Annotated in this window: 18 protein-coding genes, 2 pseudogenes and 1 riboswitch; of the genes and pseudogenes, 7 read left to right on the top strand and 13 right to left on the bottom strand. The window is 50.2% G+C overall.

From position 1 onward, the window contains the following. Window positions 1–254 precede the first annotated feature (254 nt). Window positions 255–497 carry a hypothetical protein gene (locus FD32_RS06225; RefSeq protein ID WP_047770195.1) on the bottom strand — a complete coding sequence of 81 codons (243 nt, stop codon included), beginning with the start codon at window positions 495–497 and terminating at the stop codon, window positions 255–257. Window positions 498–705: 208 nt separating this feature from the next. Here FD32_RS06225 and FD32_RS06220 point away from each other — a divergent pair, with 208 nt between their 5' ends. Next, complete coding sequence (locus FD32_RS06220; protein ID WP_047770197.1) at window positions 706–1,371, top strand: L,D-transpeptidase; 666 nt, start codon at window positions 706–708, stop codon at window positions 1,369–1,371. Here the strand turns inward: FD32_RS06220 and FD32_RS06215 are convergent. Beyond that, window positions 1,364–1,564, bottom strand: coding sequence for a hypothetical protein (locus FD32_RS06215; RefSeq protein ID WP_047770199.1), 201 nt, complete (start codon window positions 1,562–1,564; stop codon window positions 1,364–1,366). The two genes, FD32_RS06220 and FD32_RS06215, sit on opposite strands and share 8 nt — an antisense overlap. 14 nt (window positions 1,565–1,578) lie before the next feature. Beyond that, a complete protein-coding gene (locus FD32_RS06210; protein WP_047770201.1) occupies window positions 1,579–2,145 on the bottom strand; it encodes a hypothetical protein in 567 nt (188 codons plus the stop codon). A 93-nt stretch (window positions 2,146–2,238) separates the two neighbouring features. On the opposite strand from FD32_RS06210, the gene FD32_RS06205 reads away from it, so the two are divergent. Continuing rightward, on the top strand, window positions 2,239–3,459 hold the full coding sequence (locus tag FD32_RS06205; RefSeq protein WP_047770203.1) for a D-alanyl-D-alanine carboxypeptidase family protein: 1,221 nt from the start codon (window positions 2,239–2,241) through the stop codon (window positions 3,457–3,459). Window positions 3,460–3,548: 89 nt separating this feature from the next. Here FD32_RS06205 and FD32_RS06200 read toward each other — a convergent pair whose 3' ends face one another. Together FD32_RS06200 and FD32_RS06195 are read right to left on the bottom strand one after the other, a co-directional pair. Further along, window positions 3,549–5,687, bottom strand: a complete 2,139-nt coding sequence (locus FD32_RS06200; RefSeq protein WP_047770205.1) for an LTA synthase family protein — start codon at window positions 5,685–5,687, stop codon at window positions 3,549–3,551. A gap of 112 nt (window positions 5,688–5,799) precedes the next feature. Continuing rightward, complete coding sequence (locus FD32_RS06195; RefSeq protein ID WP_047770207.1) at window positions 5,800–6,069, bottom strand: hypothetical protein; 270 nt, start codon at window positions 6,067–6,069, stop codon at window positions 5,800–5,802. Between the two features lie 153 nt (window positions 6,070–6,222). Here FD32_RS06195 and FD32_RS06190 point away from each other — a divergent pair, with 153 nt between their 5' ends. Both FD32_RS06190 and FD32_RS06185 read left to right on the top strand, forming a co-directional pair. Then, window positions 6,223–6,876, top strand: coding sequence for a histidine phosphatase family protein (locus FD32_RS06190; RefSeq protein ID WP_047770209.1), 654 nt, complete (start codon window positions 6,223–6,225; stop codon window positions 6,874–6,876). Between the two features lie 194 nt (window positions 6,877–7,070). Then, window positions 7,071–8,096, top strand: a complete 1,026-nt coding sequence (locus FD32_RS06185; RefSeq protein ID WP_047770218.1) for a cation diffusion facilitator family transporter — start codon at window positions 7,071–7,073, stop codon at window positions 8,094–8,096. Between the two features lie 63 nt (window positions 8,097–8,159). Here the strand turns inward: FD32_RS06185 and FD32_RS06180 are convergent. From FD32_RS06180 to FD32_RS06170, 3 genes and pseudogenes are all read right to left on the bottom strand, one after another. Next, a pseudogene (locus FD32_RS06180) lies at window positions 8,160–9,071 on the bottom strand (Na+/H+ antiporter NhaC family protein); the annotation flags it as partial. After that, window positions 9,064–9,954 (bottom strand): annotated as a pseudogene (locus tag FD32_RS06175) (solute carrier family 23 protein); the annotation flags it as partial. The pseudogenes FD32_RS06175 and FD32_RS06180, both read right to left, overlap by 8 nt. Window positions 9,955–10,029: 75 nt before the next feature. Further along, a riboswitch (purine riboswitch) is annotated at window positions 10,030–10,127 on the bottom strand. Window positions 10,128–10,227: 100 nt separating this feature from the next. Then, entirely contained in the window at window positions 10,228–11,145 is a 918-nt protein-coding gene (locus FD32_RS06170; protein WP_047770220.1) for a magnesium transporter CorA family protein, read from the bottom strand. Between the two features lie 144 nt (window positions 11,146–11,289). On the opposite strand from FD32_RS06170, the gene FD32_RS06165 reads away from it, so the two are divergent. From FD32_RS06165 to trxA, 3 genes are read left to right on the top strand one after another with little or no spacing between them, the layout of a single operon-like run. Then, entirely contained in the window at window positions 11,290–12,195 is a 906-nt protein-coding gene (locus tag FD32_RS06165; RefSeq protein WP_047770223.1) for an RluA family pseudouridine synthase, read from the top strand. 31 nt (window positions 12,196–12,226) lie between these two features. Continuing rightward, the gene (locus tag FD32_RS06160) at window positions 12,227–12,982 is read left to right on the top strand and encodes a TerC family protein (protein ID WP_047770225.1); all 756 of its coding nucleotides are present in this window, start codon (window positions 12,227–12,229) and stop codon (window positions 12,980–12,982) included. Further along, window positions 12,982–13,299 carry a thioredoxin gene (gene trxA, locus FD32_RS06155; protein WP_047770227.1) on the top strand — a complete coding sequence of 106 codons (318 nt, stop codon included), beginning with the start codon at window positions 12,982–12,984 and terminating at the stop codon, window positions 13,297–13,299. The genes FD32_RS06160 and trxA overlap by 1 nt, the downstream gene beginning before the upstream one ends. Before the next feature lie 53 nt (window positions 13,300–13,352). Here trxA and FD32_RS06150 read toward each other — a convergent pair whose 3' ends face one another. The 5 genes from FD32_RS06150 to trpX form a co-directional block, all read right to left on the bottom strand. After that, window positions 13,353–14,675: an MATE family efflux transporter gene (locus FD32_RS06150; protein WP_047770229.1), complete on the bottom strand. Its 1,323-nt coding sequence runs from the start codon at window positions 14,673–14,675 to the stop codon at window positions 13,353–13,355. 126 nt (window positions 14,676–14,801) lie between these two features. Beyond that, window positions 14,802–16,199 (bottom strand): C69 family dipeptidase, encoded by a 1,398-nt coding sequence (locus FD32_RS06145; protein ID WP_047770231.1) that lies wholly within the window; start codon window positions 16,197–16,199, stop codon window positions 14,802–14,804. Between the two features lie 81 nt (window positions 16,200–16,280). Next, window positions 16,281–17,045, bottom strand: a complete 765-nt coding sequence (locus FD32_RS06140) for an ABC transporter ATP-binding protein (protein ID WP_047770234.1) — start codon at window positions 17,043–17,045, stop codon at window positions 16,281–16,283. Continuing rightward, window positions 17,038–17,937: an ABC transporter permease gene (locus FD32_RS06135; RefSeq protein ID WP_047770236.1), complete on the bottom strand. Its 900-nt coding sequence runs from the start codon at window positions 17,935–17,937 to the stop codon at window positions 17,038–17,040. The genes FD32_RS06140 and FD32_RS06135 overlap by 8 nt, the downstream gene beginning before the upstream one ends. Then, window positions 17,934–18,923, bottom strand: coding sequence for a tryptophan ABC transporter substrate-binding protein (gene trpX / locus FD32_RS06130; RefSeq protein ID WP_047770293.1), 990 nt, complete (start codon window positions 18,921–18,923; stop codon window positions 17,934–17,936). The genes FD32_RS06135 and trpX overlap by 4 nt, the downstream gene beginning before the upstream one ends. Window positions 18,924–18,954 lie beyond the last annotated feature (31 nt).

The following is an 18,954-nucleotide window of genomic DNA, read 5'->3' as shown; positions in this document are numbered from 1 at the left end:
AGCCCTGAACCACAATGATTTCATTGCAATTCAGGGCTTTCAAGTTTCAGTTAATCATATAAATGATTTAACTATGAAAGAGCTTCGCTTAAATACTTTAGTTACCTACAACCTATTTTTTGCGGATTTTTTTAAATAAGTATTTTTTCCGCGATTACTGTGTAATATTCGAATACTGAAAAGAGACTGAGAAAAATGTAAGTTTTTCCAGTCTCTTTTATATTTTATTTAAGGTATAAAGCCATATGGTATAGTTATTTTTCTCGTGCCCGTAACTTAATTAGGCGGTCGATTATATCGAGGACGAGTTTGAAGAATAAGCAGAGGTTCATCAATAGCCACATCTTGACCCCGGCCCCCCAACTAACCGGTTTTAGGCCAAAGTGGCATAGTTCATAAAGAAGGACGAGGACGATGTACAGCAGGTTGGCCCGTAGGATGTCCTTCGACCACTTATGATGAACAATATACTCCCAGATGTGCTTTAGTCGTTGCAAGAAAAGATCCCCCGTTAACCAAGATTAGCGTAAATTACGACAACGATAAAAAAGAAGAGGGCGGTTAGATAAGAAACCTTTAAATTATCACGCATGGCGCCATCCTCCCTTTAGCAAATTTACTGAAATAAGTAATTGTATTATCACTTTCCTATAATATAATAAAGTTGTTTTTATTAAATGTAAATTGAGAAAGCAGATAAATACTATGACCTTGAAAGTTAAACACTGGCTTTACGCAATCTTTTGCCTGTTGGTGGTTGGCACGGTACTTACTCACCGTGTCCACACCCTTCGTGCCCAAAAAGCACGGATTGCACGCCAGGCTAAAATTAAGCGCTCCCGGCACCAGGCGGCTAAACGGCGTGCAGTGGTCGCACAACGAAATGCCAATATGCGGACGCCCATTAATTGGCGGAAATCATCGGAAACAATTCCTTACCCGGACCTGAAACAGGCCAAGAATTTGTGGGTTAAAGTGTGTCTCAAAAAGAACCGGACCTACGTTTATGATGGCAAACACATCATCTACACGATGTACTGCACCGGGGGAATTTACCAACGGGATGACAAGACGGGCAAGATGAAGAGCCTAACCCCGACTGGCACTTACCACATTCAAAACGAGCGCGGTGACCACTTTTACAATGCACAGCTGAACGAAGGGGCCAATTACTATGTCTCCTGGCTAGACCACGGGAAGTACCTCTTCCACAGTGTCCCAACGGTTGGTAATGGCAAGTATAATAAGACCGAAGCCGCTAAACTCGGCAAGACGCAGGGGTCCCACGGTTGTGTCCGTTTGTCCGTTCCGGATGCCCGCTGGTTCTTTCGAAACGTCCCCGTTGGAACGAAGATTGTGGTTACTAACTGAGATGCAGGTGAATGTACTTGAGACCCGGGATGACGATATTCACAATCAGGAGGGTAATAATTGCCGTTAAAAAGGTGATCCGTATAAGTGGAACCAGCAGGATTAAGAGGTCATAAGCAATCATTGCAATAATGAGACCACAGTTACAGAGAACCAGGTTCTTAATAAAACTTTTTGGGAAAATGTTGAACACGGTGATCACCGTTCCTAACGGATAATAATGGTTGTTCCCTTGGGCAGGGACTGGACCCACTTGGCATCGGGTGCGGATAGCTGAATGGTGTTGGCGACTTTAGCCGGCTTGGTTAGCCACTTATTGCTGACGGGGTGCTGGTCTTTGCTTACTGGCGATTCAAAGTAGTAGTGGTGACCAAACTCAGCCCAGTTCTTGGCAGAAACCGTATGCTGGCCCTGAACGTGGAAAAGCTGCTGACCATATTTGCCTTGACTGGTGAAACGGCCAGGTTGGACGTTGATCTGGGCATGCATGATGTAGATTACCTTATGCTTGCTTAGAACAAAGACCTTCTGCATTCCGGGCTCCGCAATCAGGCGCAGGTCGGCCTGCTTTTTCAAATTAGGGTAACTGCGGTGCTCCGACGCTTTGTACAATCGTGCCCGACTCAGGAGGTTGGTATTGTAGACCTGGCTGGTGCGGCGTGCTTCGGAAATGAAATGACTGCTGTCCAGGTAGCAGCGGGCATTGATGAAGAGGACGACAAGCAAAAGAATCACCCCCGCAATTTGACAGAGGTGTTTGAATTCGCGGTTCATTACTGGGTTAACCCCTTTCGGAAGAATACTATTACTATCTTACCGTTATTTTTGAAACTGACAAATGCAATTTAACAAAATGGGAGAAAATTCATGAAAAAGTTTTTTTCATTCTTAATCGCGCTGCTGCTTTTACTGAGCGTGGCAACCGGCGCGTCAGCTAGCAAACGTATCGATGCCTCGGCAGCGGTCATGGTGGACGCCTCGACTGGTCAGGTTATTTACGAGCAAAGCCCAAATATGAAGTTGCCCGTGGCATCCGTCAGCAAGTTACTTACGATTGCCGTGATTCATGACGAATTAAAGCAAAACGTTATCACCGCCAACAGTAAGGTCCAGATAACACCCGATGTCGCAGCCATTTCCAACGACCCTAGTTATTCGAGTATTGGCCTGCAGGCGGGTCAGTCGTATACTGTCCGGGAGTTGGTCAACGCGGCGATGGTCAAGTCTGCCGATGGGGCAACCCTCGCCCTGGCAATGGCGGACGGCAGTAACATTGAAGAGTTTAACCTTAAGCTTCAGCAAAAGGCTAAGGACCTCGGTTTGAAAAAGTGCTCAATCGTGAACCCGGTGGGCCTTACTAATGGCGACCTGAAGAACTTGAAGTTAAACCAGTATTCGGATAAGGCGGAAAACGCCATGACCGCTGCCGACGCGGCCATCTTAGCCCGCTACCTTGTCCGGTCATATCCGGATATTCTCCAGGTAACTGCCCAGAAAAGTGCCTGCTTTTACATTGCTAAAAATAAGACCGTGAAGGAGGAGAACTTGAATAAGATGCTTCCTGGCGACAAGTACACGGTAAGTGGTGTCCAGATCGACGGCTTAAAGACCGGGACCTCTGATGCCGCCGGAGCGTGTTTTGTCAGTACCGGCCTTTACCGCGGTCACCGTATCATCACCGTGGTCCTCCACGCCAACGGGAACGATAAAGACGCCCGCTTCACGACAACCCAGCAGCTTTATAACATGCTAAAGCAAACGCCCCTCCAGGAAATTACCCTGCCGAAAAATTTGCGTCAGCAGTGGGTTGCTAACGGGAACCAGCGGACCACCGATATCAAACCACAGAAGCTGATGATCTGGGGGAGCAAACCAGTCCGCCACTACACCTTAGCGGTTAACTATGACCACCAGAAGCAAAATAAGCGGGGAAGGCTCTTGGCCCCAATCAGGAAGAATGAACGGGTTGGTGAGATTGAGCTATCGAGCCCGGACATCCGGACAATCAATGGCGAACCGCTGACCTATGACCTCTACAGTGAGGAACAGGTCCCGCGGGGTAACTTCTGGCAGCGGCTGTGGCATTAATATAAAGAGAATATGACGATTCAAAAATGAGCGCCAGTGTTCGGCTTTTACCGGATACTGGCGCTCATTTTATTTTGGCTATGAACTTCTTACTGGTTTTTATTATTACCGTCCGGGTTAGTAATCTTAATCCGGTTAGAATCGGTAGAAGAGTGGTTTTGTTCTGGAGCATCGGTGCTGTAATCATCAACTGTCGATTGGTTGTTGTTTTTGCTAAAGATACTCGTTGACTTATTGCCCTTCTTCTTTTCAATCCGTTGAGCCCGCTTCAGCCCGTTGGAGTAGTTATAATCGGCGGGGTTGACGGCCTTAAAGCCCTTCGGATGGTAGAAGCGGAGGAGGTTCTTTTCGTTTAAGGAATCGGAAAGGCTTAGTTCCGTGTTGACTAGTTTCTGGTCCCTTTGTAACTTGGCCCGCTGCTTCTTGGTCAACTTGGCCTTCTTCCCGGTCCGGTTGTTATAGATAGTGCCACTAATACTGGTGTAGTGCGGCGTAACGAAGTCCTGGTTCCGGAAAGCAACGACTTGACTGTGCTGCTTTGAGAAGAGATCGGTCCCAAACTGGATGTAACGTTTCGAACTGATACCAAGTAGGTGGAGGAGAGTTGGCAAGACGTCAACTTCACCCCCATAGGTGTGAACAATGTGGCCGTGATTACCGGCGTTAGGGATGACGAACATCAACGGTACCCGTTGTAGTTGGGCGTTGTCAAAATCCGTCCAGTCATCGGCATTCTTTCCGAGAACCCCTGCTAACGAAGTGTTTTCACTATTGGAGATTCCGTAGTGGTCCCCATAAATCATGATGATGGAATGGTTGTAGAGTCCGCTCTTCTTAAGGTAGTTGAAGAACTCTTGAACCGACTGGTCGAGGTAGTGGGCGGTAATGAAGTAGTTGTCTACGTTTTCGTCCCCTGAATCAGTGGTTTGGAAGTTCGGATCCTTATCCTCATCATCGAGGGTGTACGGGAAGTGGTTAGTGACCGTAATGTACTTGGCGTAGAAGGGCTGCTGGAGGTTTTGCAAGTACTTGATGGAATCCTTGAACAGCAGCTTATCCTTCAGCCCGTAGCCGGTTGACTTGTCACCCGAAGTGTCGAAGTAACTAGCATCAAAGAAGTACTGGTAGCCGAGGTTCTTGTAAACATTGTTCCGGTTCCAGAAGCTGGCGACGTTACCGTGGAAGACTGCACTAGTGTAGCCAGCCCGCTGCTTGAGGATGGCCGGGGCCCCTTGGAAGGTGTTGTCACTGCCAAGGGTGGCAAAGAGTGAACCTTGAGGAAGGCCAAAGGTACTGGTTTCCAGGAGGTTTTCAGCGTCACTGGTCTTCCCCTGGCCAACTTGGTGGAAGAAGTTATCGAAGGCGTAGGTCTCGTTGCTGTGGTAAAGCGAGTTCAGGAACGGCGTGACTTCCTGTCCGTTGATCTTCTTGTCAATCAGGAACTGCTGGAAGCTTTCCAGGTGGATGATGATGACATTCCGTCCCTTGGCAATCCCAAACATCTGTGGGTTCGCCTTGGCATAGTGCTTGTCGGTAAACTTCTTGACCTTCTTCAGCTCCGACTTAGTAGCGCTCTGCCGCATATCGTTAATGTGCTGGGACTTCACCAGGTCGTATCCGGTAAAGGTGTCAATCCCTAGGTACTTAACGATGTAGGTCCGGTCAAACGTCCGCCCCAAAAGCTGTGGCCGGTCCATTTCGGCAAACGAGAGGTTCACCCCGAAGAGAACCAGGGCCATTGAGGTAAAGGCGAAGGCAAGCCGTGAACCGATTGCCCGCTTATCAAAGCGAACCTTTTTTAAGAGCATCAAGACGACGATGACGACGATGTCAAGCCAGTAGAAGACGTCGTGAAAGTTTGTTAGGGCAAGCGAACTGCCGCTGAGCCCCTGGTTCACCTTCGAATAGCCCGTCATGGTGGCAATCGTCATGAAGTCGGTAAATTCACGGAAGTAAATAACGTTAAGGTAGAGCAGGAGCGTATTGGCAATGTCGAGCCCCATCAAAACAGGGTAGAAGAAGCGCGCCCGCTTAAAGTAAAATGCAATACTATAGATTAAGGCAGTGGTTGCTACGGGATTAAACAGCAAAATGAGGTACTGGAAAAATCCGGAAGCCCCCAGCTTAAAATCAGTGAAGTAAGCAAATAGGGTTTTAAACCAAAAAAGGACGACTAGGAGGGTGAAGAACCCAATCCTAGTGTCCACAAATTTGCTTAATTTTTTCATTAGGAATGTTCCTCGCAATCAATGTTTATATTTAATTGGTTTTGACAAATCAGAACCATTTTATCACAGATTGCAAGTAAACAATTGGCATTGTTAGTTTCGTTGCGAAAACTTAATTCTTTGCGACCGCTGGAACGGGCGTCGGGGCCGCCAGCCAATCGTAATGAAAAAGCCGCTTCAAATGCCGGTTAACAGGGATCCAGATCCCCGCCTTCAAGATGTCTTTTAAAGAGGCCAGCATGGTTTTATCCTGCCGGTAAGTCTTAGAAAGGGGGATTCGCAAAGTCTGTCCATCTTCGGTAACAACTTTCACCGTTCGACCCGTCACCGCCACAATCCTGGCGGCAACGATGTCAGAGTGAGCTGTGTCTTTAAGTGTCATATTGATTCCTTCCTTCTATGTTCTTCAGTGTACGGAACAGATATGAAGAAAATGTGTTTAAAAGTCTAAACTCATCCTAAGCTTGATTCCGTGGCTTTACGCTAATGAAAGCGGTAAAATGATAATGAAGTCTTAGAAGTGGAGGTTATGAAAATGACAAAGTTAAACTTATACCTCGTTCGTCACGGTCAAACCTATTTCAACATCTATAACAAGTTGCAGGGGTGGAGTAATTCACCACTGACGGCCAAGGGGAAGGAAAATGCCTGGCAAGCGGGTGAACGACTCAAGAATGTCCATTTTGATGCGGCATTTTGTAGTGACACAACGCGGGCAATGGAGACAATCCAAAGGATCCTGGATATGAACCAGGCGGATTCGGTTAAGCACCCGACTACTACCCCTTACTTCCGGGAGGAGTTTTACGGCTCGTATGAGGGAACCAACATGGACGTTGCCTGGTACAACGCGGGCGCCCCGCACGGCCTTAAGAACTTCCATGATATTGTAACTAAGTACTCAATTGGCCAAGCAAAGGATTGGCTGAAAGACGCCGACCCCTTCCACGATGCGGAAAACAACCAGGAATACTGGAAACGGGTGGATAAGGGAATTGACCTTATCCGCAATGCTGACTTGCCAGAGGATGCCAACGTTCTGTGGGTAAGTCACGGTAATACCCTTTTAAGCCTTGTTGAACGCTTCGGCGGTGGCAAGTATGACGTGACTGTTCGCCCCGCCAATGGTAGCTTGACGCAGATGCTTTTAACCGATGACAACATCAAAGTTGTTTCATACAACAAATAGTTCGGTATGTTTCGCGTGAAACAAGTACGGAAGTTTCTTTTAGTGCAAAATAAGCGGTGGCCTTCAGTGTTCGAATTTCCGGGCATTGGGGTCTTTTGTGTATACGGTACTTCAATGCATACAGAATTTATATCACGATCCCTTGATGTTTGCGGTATAATCGATCCTGATACTTTTTAGGGAAGCGGGTAAAAATGACTAAGTTTATGCAGCACACCAAGGGTGAGATGGCCCAATGGGAGGATACCCAGGCCAAGGAATTAGTGAAGATTCGGGCATCCCAGCGCCACCTCATCTATAACGTGGTGGCGTACCTATTGATCTCAATTATTGAGTACTGGCTTGCGGCGGTCAGCAAGTCCCAGACACTGCGGGCGGACGCCTTTAATAACCTTTCGGGAATTATTTCCATCGTCCTTTTGATGCTAGGCCTACACATTGCCCAAGACGTTGACGATGACGACATCATTGGGGCCAAGCTTCCGGAAGATGGCTACCAGGCACACCTGGGAACGGACCAGCGGGTGCAGTTTGTCCGTTGGCGGTACGAGACGGTTTTCTCCCTGGTAACGGCCGTGGTGATGGTGGCCATTGCCCTAAGCGTTATTATTGATGGGATTAAGGGCCTCTTGAGCTCGAATGACCGGGTAGTGCCCCAACCGATTGCCATCGTGGGGGCCGGTATTGCGTCAGTGATAATGCTGGTCGTGTGGTACATGAACCGGCAGACCGGCCGCAAGCTGCAAAACGCAGCCCTGTTGGCTTCGGCCCAGGACAGCTTGAGTGACGCCTTCACGAGTATTGGAACGATGATTGCAATTGCTGGGGCCCTGCTCTTCAACTTTACCTGGCTAGATGGGGCTACCAGTATTATTGTCGGCTTCTTTATCCTGTATTCGGGGCTGAAGATTTTCTTTGAAAGCAGCCTGAACTTGACCGACTACTTTGATCCCAAGGCCGAGCATGAGTACGGGCAGGCAATCTTAGCGGTTCCGGCAATTCAATACATTGCTGAACTGAAGGCCCACTACAACGGTAACCTGGTTACTTTGGATGCCACCCTGGTTGTTGACAGTAAGATGACGGTCCTGGAGAGCTTCCAGCTGTCAGAGCGGATTGAACAGATACTCCGCGAGCGCTTTGGGATTATTGACGCCGATATTTCCTTTATCCCCGACCCACGATCATTTACGGATAAGGATGTTCATGGTCGATTCTAGGGATGCATCATAAAAGAGGATGAGAACAAGCTGAAGCTTTTTCTCATCCTCTTTTTATAATGGCTAGTTTTGCGGGGCACTCTTCTTTAAGCCAATCCCGGTAAAACCACTGAGGATGGAGAAGACTGGTGAGAACAGGCTAAAGAAGGCAAAGGGAAGAAAGTGAAGGACAGGGACCCCTAGCGTGGAGGCGGCGAAGGAGCCAGCCACGCCCCATGGAATCAGGTAGTTGATGACACTTCCCCCGTCTTCGAGGACCCGACTGAGGGCTAACGGGGCCAGCCCGATCCGACTAAATGCGGGCTTGAAGGCCTTCCCGGGAAGAATAACGGAGAGGTACTGTTCACCGACAAACAGGTTGATTCCAATCCCCGAAAAGATGGTTGTCGTAACCAGGGAACCAGGCTTGCGGAGGTGCTTTACCAGGGGCTCCATTGCCACCTGGACAACGTTAAACTTCATTAGGATGCCCCCCAGTGAGAGGGTAACGATGATCAAAGAAACGGTCGCCATCATGCTGGTGATCCCACCCCGGGACAGCAGGGCGTTGACGGCGGCGTCACTGGTGTGGGCCACGAAGCCCTCGCCGATTAACGTGGTGAGGGATTTTAATGACTCATGCGGGTTCTGGAAGAAAATCATCCCGACCGTTACTAGGATATTGATAAACAGTGTTGGAATGGCCGGGATGTGCTTCCAGGCGCAGGCAAACATCAGAATGATTGGCAAAAGTGCCCACCAGCTGATAACGAAATGCTGGTTTAAGATGGCGGTTGTGTGGGCAATCTTGGCGGCACTCATCTGGTTGCTTGAGTTCCCAAGGACCCAAAAGAGGACCAGGGAGACGATGAAGGACGGAATCGTTGACCACATCATGTTTTTGATGTGGGCGAAGAGGTCACTACCGGCAATTGCCGATGCCAGGTTAGTGGAATCGGACAGGGGAGACATCTTATCACCAAAGACGGCCACCGAGGACGGCCGCAATTCCTTCCGCCCGGTACCCGCGTTCCAGGTCCTGGGTGGTTAACTGACGTCCGGTGATGTCACTGAGGGCGAAGAAGACCCCGGTGGATTCGATCATGGTCGTCAAGGACACCAAAATCATGGTGACCATTGCGCTAAGGTTGAAACGGGGAATCCCAAAGAAGAACAGCTGCGGGGCGTGGAACCAGGCTGCTTAACTGACCGGGGTCAATGAGACCTGACCTAAGCCGCCGGCGATAAACGAGGCGAGCAGGATCCCAATCAGGATGGCAATTGACTTCATGAAGCCGCGGGCAAAGGCGGAGAACAGCAGGATAATGACGATGGTCAGAAAGCCAATTAATAGGTTAACTGGGGCACCGAAGGAACTAGCAGATGCGTTTCCCCCACCGAGGTTCTGGAAGCCAACCGGCACCAGTGTGAAGCCGATAATCGTGATTAGTGAGCCGGTGACGACTGGTGGGAAGAAGCGCTTGAGGTGGGCAAAGAAGCCGGCGATTAGGAAGACAAAGATACCGGCCGCGATGATGGCCCCGTACATGTAGGTAATCCCTAGTTTGCCCCCGATGGATTCCAAGGGCGTAACCGCCTGGACTGCACAGCCAAGGACAACCGGCAGGCCGATCCCGGTTAGGGGCGTTTGTTTGAGTTGGAGTAGGGTGGCAACCCCACACATGAAGATGTCAATTGAGACCAAGTAGGTCATTTGCACCGTCGAAAAATGCAGGTAGTGACCAATCAACAGGGGGACCAGGACATCTCCGGAGTACATGGCTAGAAGGTGCTGAAAACCCAGGATAAAGTTACGCCACTGGCCAGCAAAGCCGGTCGGTGCTTGGTCGTTGTTTACGGTTGCGGATGCTTGCTTCACGAATTATTCCTCCCAGTATGAAGTCAATTCGCAGCCTATAAAAAAGCTCTCCTTGCCTTTTGCAAAGCAATGAGAGCTTATGTTCAAATTGCTTATAGTCCAGAGTTTATGGCTCCGGGTAGAGACTGCCGTCCGTATTACGGCATTATATAGGCCACTTGTTTAGTAAATTGCATTGTTGTTATCCTACCATGTCAAGCCGCTGATGACAAGCACCTTGTTCGGATTTTCCGGTAGTCTCGGATGAGATAAACATAAAAGTTCGTTAACATCTCATTTCCACCAACGCCGGTTTATAAGGAAGATTACGCAGGCGACCATCAGGATCAGGGTGATTATCAGGGTTAGTAACCAGGAGAGGTTGCCGTTAGCTAAGGGGAGCTTAACGTTTTCCCCATAGAATCCGGAGACAATCGTTGGGATCGACAGGACGATTGAGTAAATTGTCAGGTACTTCATCGTTTGGTTCAAGTCATTATCTAAGACCTTGCTGTAGGCGTTTGAGACCCGCTCAGAAACGTCTGACGTCATCTGGGCCATTTCCAGTCCCTGCTGGGCTTCAACGATAACGTCATCGAGGTCGTTACACTGCCGGGTTGACATCCGCTTGAGGAAGCGGCGCTTAAACTCTTCAAGCAGGGAAACGTTCCCCTTGAGTGATGTCAAGATATAGACCAGGCCGGTCTCAATTTCCATGAACTCGGTGATTGCCTTGCGGCCCGTCCGCTTCTGCAGGTTTTGCTGAATTTGTTGCCGCTGTTGATCGACCCGCCGGAGGGGACCAAAGTAGCTGGTGGAAAGGCGGTAGAGAACCGGGAAAACCAGGTTGAGCTTGTCAGTGACAGGGCCCCGGCGGTGAAGCGTCTTTAACTCGTTGGCGATGATTCCGTTGACAAAGTTCGTCTTCGCGTTCGTAAAGGTGATGATATTATTCATGGTCAACATAATCCCAATCGGGGCCGTTTGGGGAGCCGTCACCGCGTGGGTGGGAACGTAAACGTCGAAAATGAGTAGGGTGACCCCAGCGTCAGGGTCGACCTCCACCCGCGCTTTTTCGTAGGGGTCAATGGCATAGTCAAGCAGCTCTTGGGTCACTTCATACTTGTCAATCAGGTCGACCCGTTCGCGGGGCAGGGGCTCAAAGACACTGATCCAGTGACTGTGGTCGTTGATTCTTTCCGCACTTAACAATGCCATTCATCTCCTTAAAAATACTTATAATATTATTCAACGATAGAAACGGGGAAAAGTAAAGTCAGACCGTTAAATCAATATGAAAGCTTCACAATTTCCCGGGAAATATTTAGAATAAAGAGGTCTAAAGGAGGAGACAAGATGGGAAATATTCGTTGGAAAATTACTGAGCAGCTGGGCCCTAAACAGGCAATCAAAAGCCTCCGGGAACTGCTGCATGACCAGTGGTTGCTGCCTAACCGCTACATCCACTACTTGCGCCGCCGTCACAACGTCTTGGTCAATGACTGCTACCAGTACGTCAATGAACCCATCCATCCTGGTGACCAGGTCAAATTGCGGTTTGTGGGCGACGAATTGCGGACGCCAGATGCCAACGACTACGTGCCGACCCCGCATCCCCAGCTTCAGGTACTCTTTAAAAACCGGGATGTTATTGTCGTTAATAAGCCGCGGGGACAGAAAAGTCATCCTAACTACCATGGCGAGACGGGGACACTGATGAATGATGTGGCGGGTTACCTGAATGGCAGTGCCTACATGGTTCACCGCCTGGACCAGGAAACCAGTGGGGCAATGCTAGTTGCCAAGAATCCGGTGGTGGTCCCCGTCTTGAACCGTCTGATTAGCAGTGGGCAAGTTCACCGGCAGTACCTGGCGGTCGTGGCGGGGCAGATGGACAAAGAAGGGGAGCTGGCCTGGTCCATTGGTAGTGACCCGACTGATAAGCGAAAGTACATGGTTGGTGGGCAAAACGCGAAGGCCGCGCGGACCCTTTACCACGTCATTGCGACAAACCACCAGTATTCGTTAGTCCGCCTGCGCCTGATGACCGGGCGGACCCACCAGATTCGGGTTCACCTGGCCCATGCTGGCCACCCCATAATTGGGGACCCCCTCTATAATGCACAACCGGCGCCGGCAATGCTACTCCATGGCGCTATTCAGGAGCTGGTCCTCCCCTTTACTTTCCAAAGAAAAGAAATTCAGGCGCCTTTACCACCATATTTTCACAATTTTCTGGTAAAATACGACTTAGTTAGATAGATAAATATAAACGTAAAAGGGAGGACATTAATTGTCACTTTTAGAAAAGTTATATGGACCTTTTTTTGATCCACATAACTGGGCAACGGTAATTACTTCGGGTCAAGACTGGCTAATCATCTTTTCACTGGTAATGATTGAGTGCCTACTGTCGGTTGATAACGCGGTTGTCTTGGCTGCCCAGACGCGGGTGTTGCCAACCCTAAAGGGACAAGAGGAATCACTCTTCTACGGTATTTGGGGTTCATACCTCTTCCGTTTCCTGATTATTGGGGTGGGGACCTACCTGATCAACTTCTGGGAAATCAAGGTAATTGGGGCTGCCTACCTAATTTATCTGGTGTACCGTTTCTTTGCCGCCCGTTACCATGGAAAGCGGCGGCAAAGAAAGGTCCGCAACAGTGCCGCCGGGTTAAAAGGGCGCAAACTCTTTTGGACGGTGGTTGCCCAAATCGAGTTTATGGACATCATCTTCTCGGTGGACTCCGTTTTGGCCTCGTTGGCCATTTCTGAAAACCCTGTCATTGTTCTGATTGGGGGAATAATCGGGATTGCCTGTATGCGGGGAGTCGCGGAGATTATCATGAAGTTGATGCGGCGGATTCCTGAGCTGGAGCCGATTGCCTATATCCTAATTTTTATCATTGCCATCAAGCTCTTCTTAACGATCCCCGCAATTGACATTGAGATTCCATCGGGGATTTTCGGTATATTTATTCTATCTATTTTTGCCTTGACGATTATTATTCACTTCGTCCGGCGGAATAAGAACAAGGAGCAAAACTAATGGCAATTGAAGCAACTAGTGAGAATTTTGACCTAGAAGTGCAGGGGCCAGTGACCGTGGTTGACTTTTGGGCCCCGTGGTGTGGCCCTTGCAAGATGATGGCACCGGTGTTGGAACGCTTGGAAAAGCGGTTTGCCGGCCAGATCAAGTTTGTGAAGTTTAACGTGGATAATAACCAAAAGATTGCAGAACGTTACAAGGTAATGAGCATTCCTTCCCTAGTTCTCTTTAAGGATGGCCAGGCCAAGGAAAAGGTGACGGGGGTATACCCAGAAGCTAAGTTAGCCCACTATCTGAACCGCAAATTAGCTGAATAAGGTGAATAGGAAAAGGGTCCCTGACGTAATCTGAAGCGTCAGGGACCCTTTTATCATTCAAATTTTGGCTGGTAAATTCGGTAGAGGATAATTGAAAGGATAAAGGTCAACAGGTCCGCAACCGGTTGGGCCGCAATGATTCCGTGGTAACCGAATAGGCTGTTCATCAAGATGATTACCAGGGCAAAAATCAGCCCCTGCCGGCAAAACGAAAGCCAGAAGGCCGGGACGGCCTTTCCCATCGACTGGAACATCGTCGTGAAGACCAGGATAATTCCCGATAAGACGGCGGACGAACTTAACCAACGAATCATTCCGGCCCCTTCCCGAATAATGGTCGGGTCCTTCATGAAGAGCCGAATTAAGAACGGTGCAAAGATGATTAGCAGGACCGTCATTGCAATGGCCAGGCTAGCAATCACTATAATATCGAATCGGACCGTGGCGTTGAAACGTTTGCGGTCCTTAGCACCGTACGTGTAACCAATTAATGGTTGGGCACCAAAGGCCAGACCAACGACAATCATGTTGGTAACCATACTAATCTTAAGGGCGATCCCCATTGCGGCAACACTGCTAGCCCCGTAAGTAATCAGGTAACGGTTAGTCAGTGCGGTGGCGAAGGTGGCCATTAGGTTAGTAATCGAAGCTGGAATCCCAATTGCATAGATTTCCCACTGGAGGTGACGACTGATCTTGGTTTCCTTAATTGAGGTGGTCAGTTTCTTACTCTTGTAGCGGGTGTAGTAGACCATGATGATGTCACCAATTACGGTAGAGGTGACGGTAGCTAAGGCCGACCCAGCAGCCCCCCAGCCACACGTGAAGATAAAGATTGGGTTCAAGATGATGTTGATCCCCGTTCCCGTCATGCTGGCAATCATCGATTGGACCGCCAACCCCTCGGTCCGCAGAATGTTAGTCGGTGTAAGACCGAAGATTACGAAGGGCGCCCCCCACGCCATTACCAGGTAGTACTCGCGAGCATATTTCCAAGTATTCGGTGACGCCCCGAGCAGGTGCAAAAAGGGCGTCTGGAAGGCGACCATCAGGATGGTGACGATAATTCCACAGATGATGGAGGCATAGAAACAGTACCCGCTGACGTAGCGTCCCGTCTTGTCACGGTGCTCCCCAAAGAGGCGGGAAATGACGGAGCTACCGCCCAGACCGAAAATGTCTCCCAAAGCAATCATCAGGGTAAAGATTGGCGCCCCCTGCGATACCCCGGCAACCAGGTCCGGGTTCTGCGTCTTAGCGACGAAGAAGGTGTCGACCATGTTGTAAATCAGGGTGACTGTCATGCTCAGCACGACCGGCAGGGCCAGGGTAAAGTAGGCCTTCTTAATTGACGTGTGTTCAAATAACTTATCCATGCGTAAAATTCCTCCAATAGTGACTATTGTACGAAACCTATGGTGGAAAAGTCACGCTAAAAGTTAGTCCAGTGCTGAAAAAAAGCACCCTCGCCAGTTTGGGGGTGCTTAGAAAAAATTTCGTTATTAATAGTTAAGGCGAATCTGTAATGACCCGGTTTCGACCATGTCGCCAAGGCACTTCATTGCGTAATTGTAGGCTCCCTGAGCGGTCTTTTCGTTTGCTGCTTGCAGGCAGTCCTGGACTTTTTTGCCGGTCAGCTTAGCAGCGGCCTGGTCGGTGGTCATCAGGACGTGCCGCCCGTAGGCAATGGTGTTTTGCTTCAGGTCCTCGAGCATTGCGTTGTAGCGCTTCGGATGGTCATCGGCAATCGTGGTGATGGCGTGGGTTAGCCAGTACATGTTGCTAATGTTGAACTTCGCTTGGGTATCCCGGTACTGGGCAGGGGTGTCGGTTACGTTTGTGTAGAATGGGGCAATGCCGTTGAAGGCGTTGGGACCAAATGCTAGCCAGCAGATGGCGGCAATGTCTTCGGGAACGTCATTACGGATCTGCATGATGTGGACTTCCTGGTTCCGCTGGAAACCGATTGGCCGGAAGGCGTGCTGCTCGGCAACACTTCCCCGGTCACTGTATGGGTCGTATGGGGTGTGCTGGTAGCGGGAGCTCAGGGCGTATTTGAAGTCTTCAACCGTGAGTAAGTGTTCCGGCTTCTTGGCGAAGGGCAGGTCAGGGTTATCCGGCTCCTCAACGTCGCTCGGGTTGAAAAGCTTTTGGATGTACCACTGACGCGGGATGTTGTAGTCGTAGTCAGAATCATTGTGGCTCCCGAAGATGTGGCGGAAGTTATAGCTGGTGCCGCCATCAATGTTGAGGTGGTGGTCCTTGATCATATCTTCAAGGTCTGCAGAGGCCATAGTGTCCGCTGCCTGAAAGTCAAAGTCAGTGATGCTGAACCAGTTTGGCGCCACCACATATGCATCGTCGGGGACCCGTTTGGCAGCCCAGTGGTGGCCGCCAATTGTTTCCATGTACCAGATCTCGTCCTTGTCGGAGAAGATTACCCCGTTGGACTCGTAAGTTCCGTACTTTTCAAGGTAGCGGCCGAGCAGCTCTACCCCTTCTTTGGCCGAGTGGATGTAGGGCAGGACGATGGTGACAAAGTCCTCTTCACCGATTCCAGCCTTATTCATCGGGTCGATCCCGAGAACACGGGGGTTGGTAGTGCTGGTTTCGGTTGCTGACATGGCAACGTTAGCAGCGTTGATTCCACCTTCGCCCCAGATTCCCATCTTCTTTTCGTTTGTGGGGATTTCCGGCAGGGCGGTGTAGCGGAGGGGGTTGTCCGGTAGGTCGACCTGACACTTAGAAGTAACTGATTGGTAGTTCTTTGGTTGTTGGTCGGGGGTTACCACGATGAACCGTTTGGGATTAAAGGCGTGTCCGTAGTCTTCGTTCCGGGCAATCATCGTCGAGCCATCGGCGGTAGCTTTCTTACCAGCAAGAATTGTAGTACATGGCATATTAATGTCCTCCTTAAATGATTATTCACTCCCCATTGTAGGCCTAAGAAAGGGCTTCCTCAAATGGGAATTGACGAAGGACTAGCTTTCGAAGTATTCGTACAGGTCCTTAGCCGTCAAGCGGGCCTTGTCAGCCCCCTGGTAGTCTGCTTTGATTTGACCATCTTTAAGGACAATCAGCCGGTTGCCGTACTTGATGGCGTCCTCCAGGTGGTGGGTGATCATCAGTGCCGTCAAGTGGTCCTGGGTGATTCGCTCGTTCGTGGCGTGGAGGAGGTTTTGACTGGTGTGGGGGTCGAGGGCGGCGGTGTGTTCATCCAGCAAGAGGATGTCTGGCCGCTTGAGGGTAGCCATCAGGAAACTCAGGGCCTGCCGTTGGCCACCGGAGAGGGCGCCCGTTGCGGTGGCCATCCGGTTTTCCAGGCCGTTATTCATGGTTGCGGCCAACTTGGTAAAGCGGGCCATGTTTTCCTTGAGTTTTCGCAGGGTGAGGTGGCGGCGTTCCCCCCGTTTTGTTGCCAGCAGCAAGTTTTCTGCCACCGTCATCCGGGGCGCCGTTCCCAACTTGGGGTCCTGGAAGACCCGTGCTAGGAACGTTGTCCGCTGCTCCTCGGTGGTCTTGGTGATGTCGTGACCGTTATGGACAATTTCCCCGAAGTCGGCCCGGAGGTTCCCACCGATGACATTGAAGAGGGTCGATTTGCCGGCTCCGTTTGTTCCTACGATGGTAATGAAGTCGCCCTCGTTAATCTTAAGGTTAATCCCCTTGAGGATGGTCGTTTCGTTACTCGTCCCCTTGTTAACGATGGTTTTAACATCCTTTAGTTCTAAAATGGGCTTATTCATGTGGCCGTACTCCCTTCAAAATTGGTTTACGAATCTGCAGGTTACTTTCCAGTTGGGGAATCATCATGCAGATTGCCAGGACAATTGATGAAATCAGGTTGAGGTCGTTGGCGGAGAAACCAAGTTGGAGAACAACCAACAAAATAATCCGGTAGATGATACTGCCGAGGGTCACGGCCAGGAGCCGCTGGTTAAGGGTTAACTCGCCAAACGCCACCTCCCCAATGATGATGGAGGCCAGGGCGATGACGATGGTTCCAATCCCCATGTTAATGTCGGCGTAACCATTGTTTTGGGCAATTAAGGCTCCGCAAAGGCCAACCATCCCGTTGGAAACCATCAGACCAACGATCACCATCTTATCGGTATGAATTCCCAGCGACTTAGCCATTGTCGAGTTATCACCGGTGGCGATAAAGGCTTGACCATAGTCGGTTGCCAAAAAGAGGACCATCAGGATGGTGATGATGGCAATCACGATGACGCCCATCACCACGCTGTCAAAGTATTGGGGGAGGCTTGTCATGAAGTGGCCACTAAAGAGGGTCCGCTTACCGAGTAGTGAAATGTTAGACTTCCCCATGATCCGGAGGTTAACGGAGTAGATTGCGGTCATCGTTAAGATCCCCGCCAAGAGGCTTGGAATCTTCCCCTTCGTGTAGAGGAGGCCGGTGACAAGACCGGCGAGCATCCCACTGACAACCGCTAGAAGGGTTGCCAGGAGGGGGTTAATCCCGTGCGCAATGGCGGTTACCGCGGTGGCGGCCCCGAGGGGGAAGGTCCCTTCAACGGTCATATCACAGAAGTCGAGGATCCTAAACGTTAGGTAAAGGCCCAGACCCAATAGCGCCCATAATAATCCTTGCCCGATTGCTGATACCATTAGATTCATTGATAGATCTCTCCTTTCGTTTTGGCTTCGTGTTCAAAGCCTTGCGGTACTTGTAAGTGGAGGCGGCGGGCCTGCTTCAGGTTGAGGACGGGCTCACCGTGGCGAACGTATTCGATCGGCATGTTGGCCGGTTTCTTGCCCTTTAGGATTGCCACCGTCATCTTGGCACTGCGGACGCCGAGTTCGTACTGGTTAACACTGTACGTGGCCACGCCCCCCTGCTTGACCATTGTGTCGGAGGCGGGGAAGACCGGCTTATTGGCGGCGTTGGCATTCTTGACGAGGGTCTGCATGGCCCCGGCGATGGTGTTATCGGTGGGAACGATGGCGGCATCGACTTCCTGGAGCATCTGCTCGGAGACCTGGTTGAGGTCGTTGCTGTTGGCGATTGAGTAGGCCTTCAGGTTGATGCCCATCTGCTTGCATTCCCGCTTGATCTGGTGGTAACCAGCGACAGCGGAGGCATCACTTGAGGTGTAGATTACCCCTAAGGTCTTCATCTTCGGCATAAAACGTTTGATCAATCCCAGCTGTTCTTTGATTGGCGCTTGGTCGGAAACCCCACTGATGTTGCCACCCAGGTGCCGGTTGTTTTTGATTAGGCCGGCGCTCTTCGGGTCGGTTACCGCGCCCAGGACAATTGGTGTCTTGGTGGTCGAGTTAGCGACGGCCTGGGCAGCCGGGGTAGTAATCCCGTAGATAACGCTGCAATTGTCATTGACTAACTTGGAGGCCATCGTCTTGAGGTTGCTCTGGTCCCCATTGGCGTTTTCGTATTCAATCTTGATGTTTTTTCCATTGTGGTACCCCTCACGTGCTAGTTCGTGAACGTAGCCCTTGTAAATTTGGCCCAGGGCCGGGTGGTGCATCAGGGTTAGGACCCCGACCTTTGGTACCCGCTGTTTAACAAAGCCCCCATTTTCCTTGAAGAATGCTACACCTAAGAAGGTCACTAAAAGTGCGATTAGGGTATACATTCGCTTCATCATCTTCACACCTTTCTAAATAAAAATGGGA

Source organism: Limosilactobacillus panis DSM 6035 (assembly GCF_001435935.1).
Lineage (GTDB): Bacteria > Bacillota > Bacilli > Lactobacillales > Lactobacillaceae > Limosilactobacillus > Limosilactobacillus panis.
This window is presented reverse-complemented; position numbering and strand designations above follow the sequence as displayed.

Excerpts from the sequence above, each read along its gene's own strand:
- FD32_RS06220 (WP_047770197.1), top strand. The coding sequence starts at position 706 with ATGACCTTGAAAGTTAAACACTGGCTTTACGCAATCTTTTGCCTGTTG.
- FD32_RS06210 (WP_047770201.1), bottom strand. The coding sequence starts at position 2,145 with ATGAACCGCGAATTCAAACACCTCTGTCAAATTGCGGGGGTGATTCTT.
- FD32_RS06205 (WP_047770203.1), top strand. The coding sequence starts at position 2,239 with ATGAAAAAGTTTTTTTCATTCTTAATCGCGCTGCTGCTTTTACTGAGC.
- FD32_RS06200 (WP_047770205.1), bottom strand. The coding sequence starts at position 5,687 with ATGAAAAAATTAAGCAAATTTGTGGACACTAGGATTGGGTTCTTCACC.
- FD32_RS06195 (WP_047770207.1), bottom strand. The coding sequence starts at position 6,069 with ATGACACTTAAAGACACAGCTCACTCTGACATCGTTGCCGCCAGGATT.
- FD32_RS06190 (WP_047770209.1), top strand. The coding sequence starts at position 6,223 with ATGACAAAGTTAAACTTATACCTCGTTCGTCACGGTCAAACCTATTTC.
- FD32_RS06185 (WP_047770218.1), top strand. The coding sequence starts at position 7,071 with ATGACTAAGTTTATGCAGCACACCAAGGGTGAGATGGCCCAATGGGAG.
- FD32_RS06165 (WP_047770223.1), top strand. The coding sequence starts at position 11,290 with ATGGGAAATATTCGTTGGAAAATTACTGAGCAGCTGGGCCCTAAACAG.
- trxA (WP_047770227.1), top strand. The coding sequence starts at position 12,982 with ATGGCAATTGAAGCAACTAGTGAGAATTTTGACCTAGAAGTGCAGGGG.
- FD32_RS06150 (WP_047770229.1), bottom strand. The coding sequence starts at position 14,675 with ATGGATAAGTTATTTGAACACACGTCAATTAAGAAGGCCTACTTTACC.
- FD32_RS06145 (WP_047770231.1), bottom strand. The coding sequence starts at position 16,199 with ATGCCATGTACTACAATTCTTGCTGGTAAGAAAGCTACCGCCGATGGC.
- FD32_RS06140 (WP_047770234.1), bottom strand. The coding sequence starts at position 17,045 with ATGAATAAGCCCATTTTAGAACTAAAGGATGTTAAAACCATCGTTAAC.
- FD32_RS06135 (WP_047770236.1), bottom strand. The coding sequence starts at position 17,937 with ATGAATCTAATGGTATCAGCAATCGGGCAAGGATTATTATGGGCGCTA.
- trpX (WP_047770293.1), bottom strand. The coding sequence starts at position 18,923 with ATGAAGCGAATGTATACCCTAATCGCACTTTTAGTGACCTTCTTAGGT.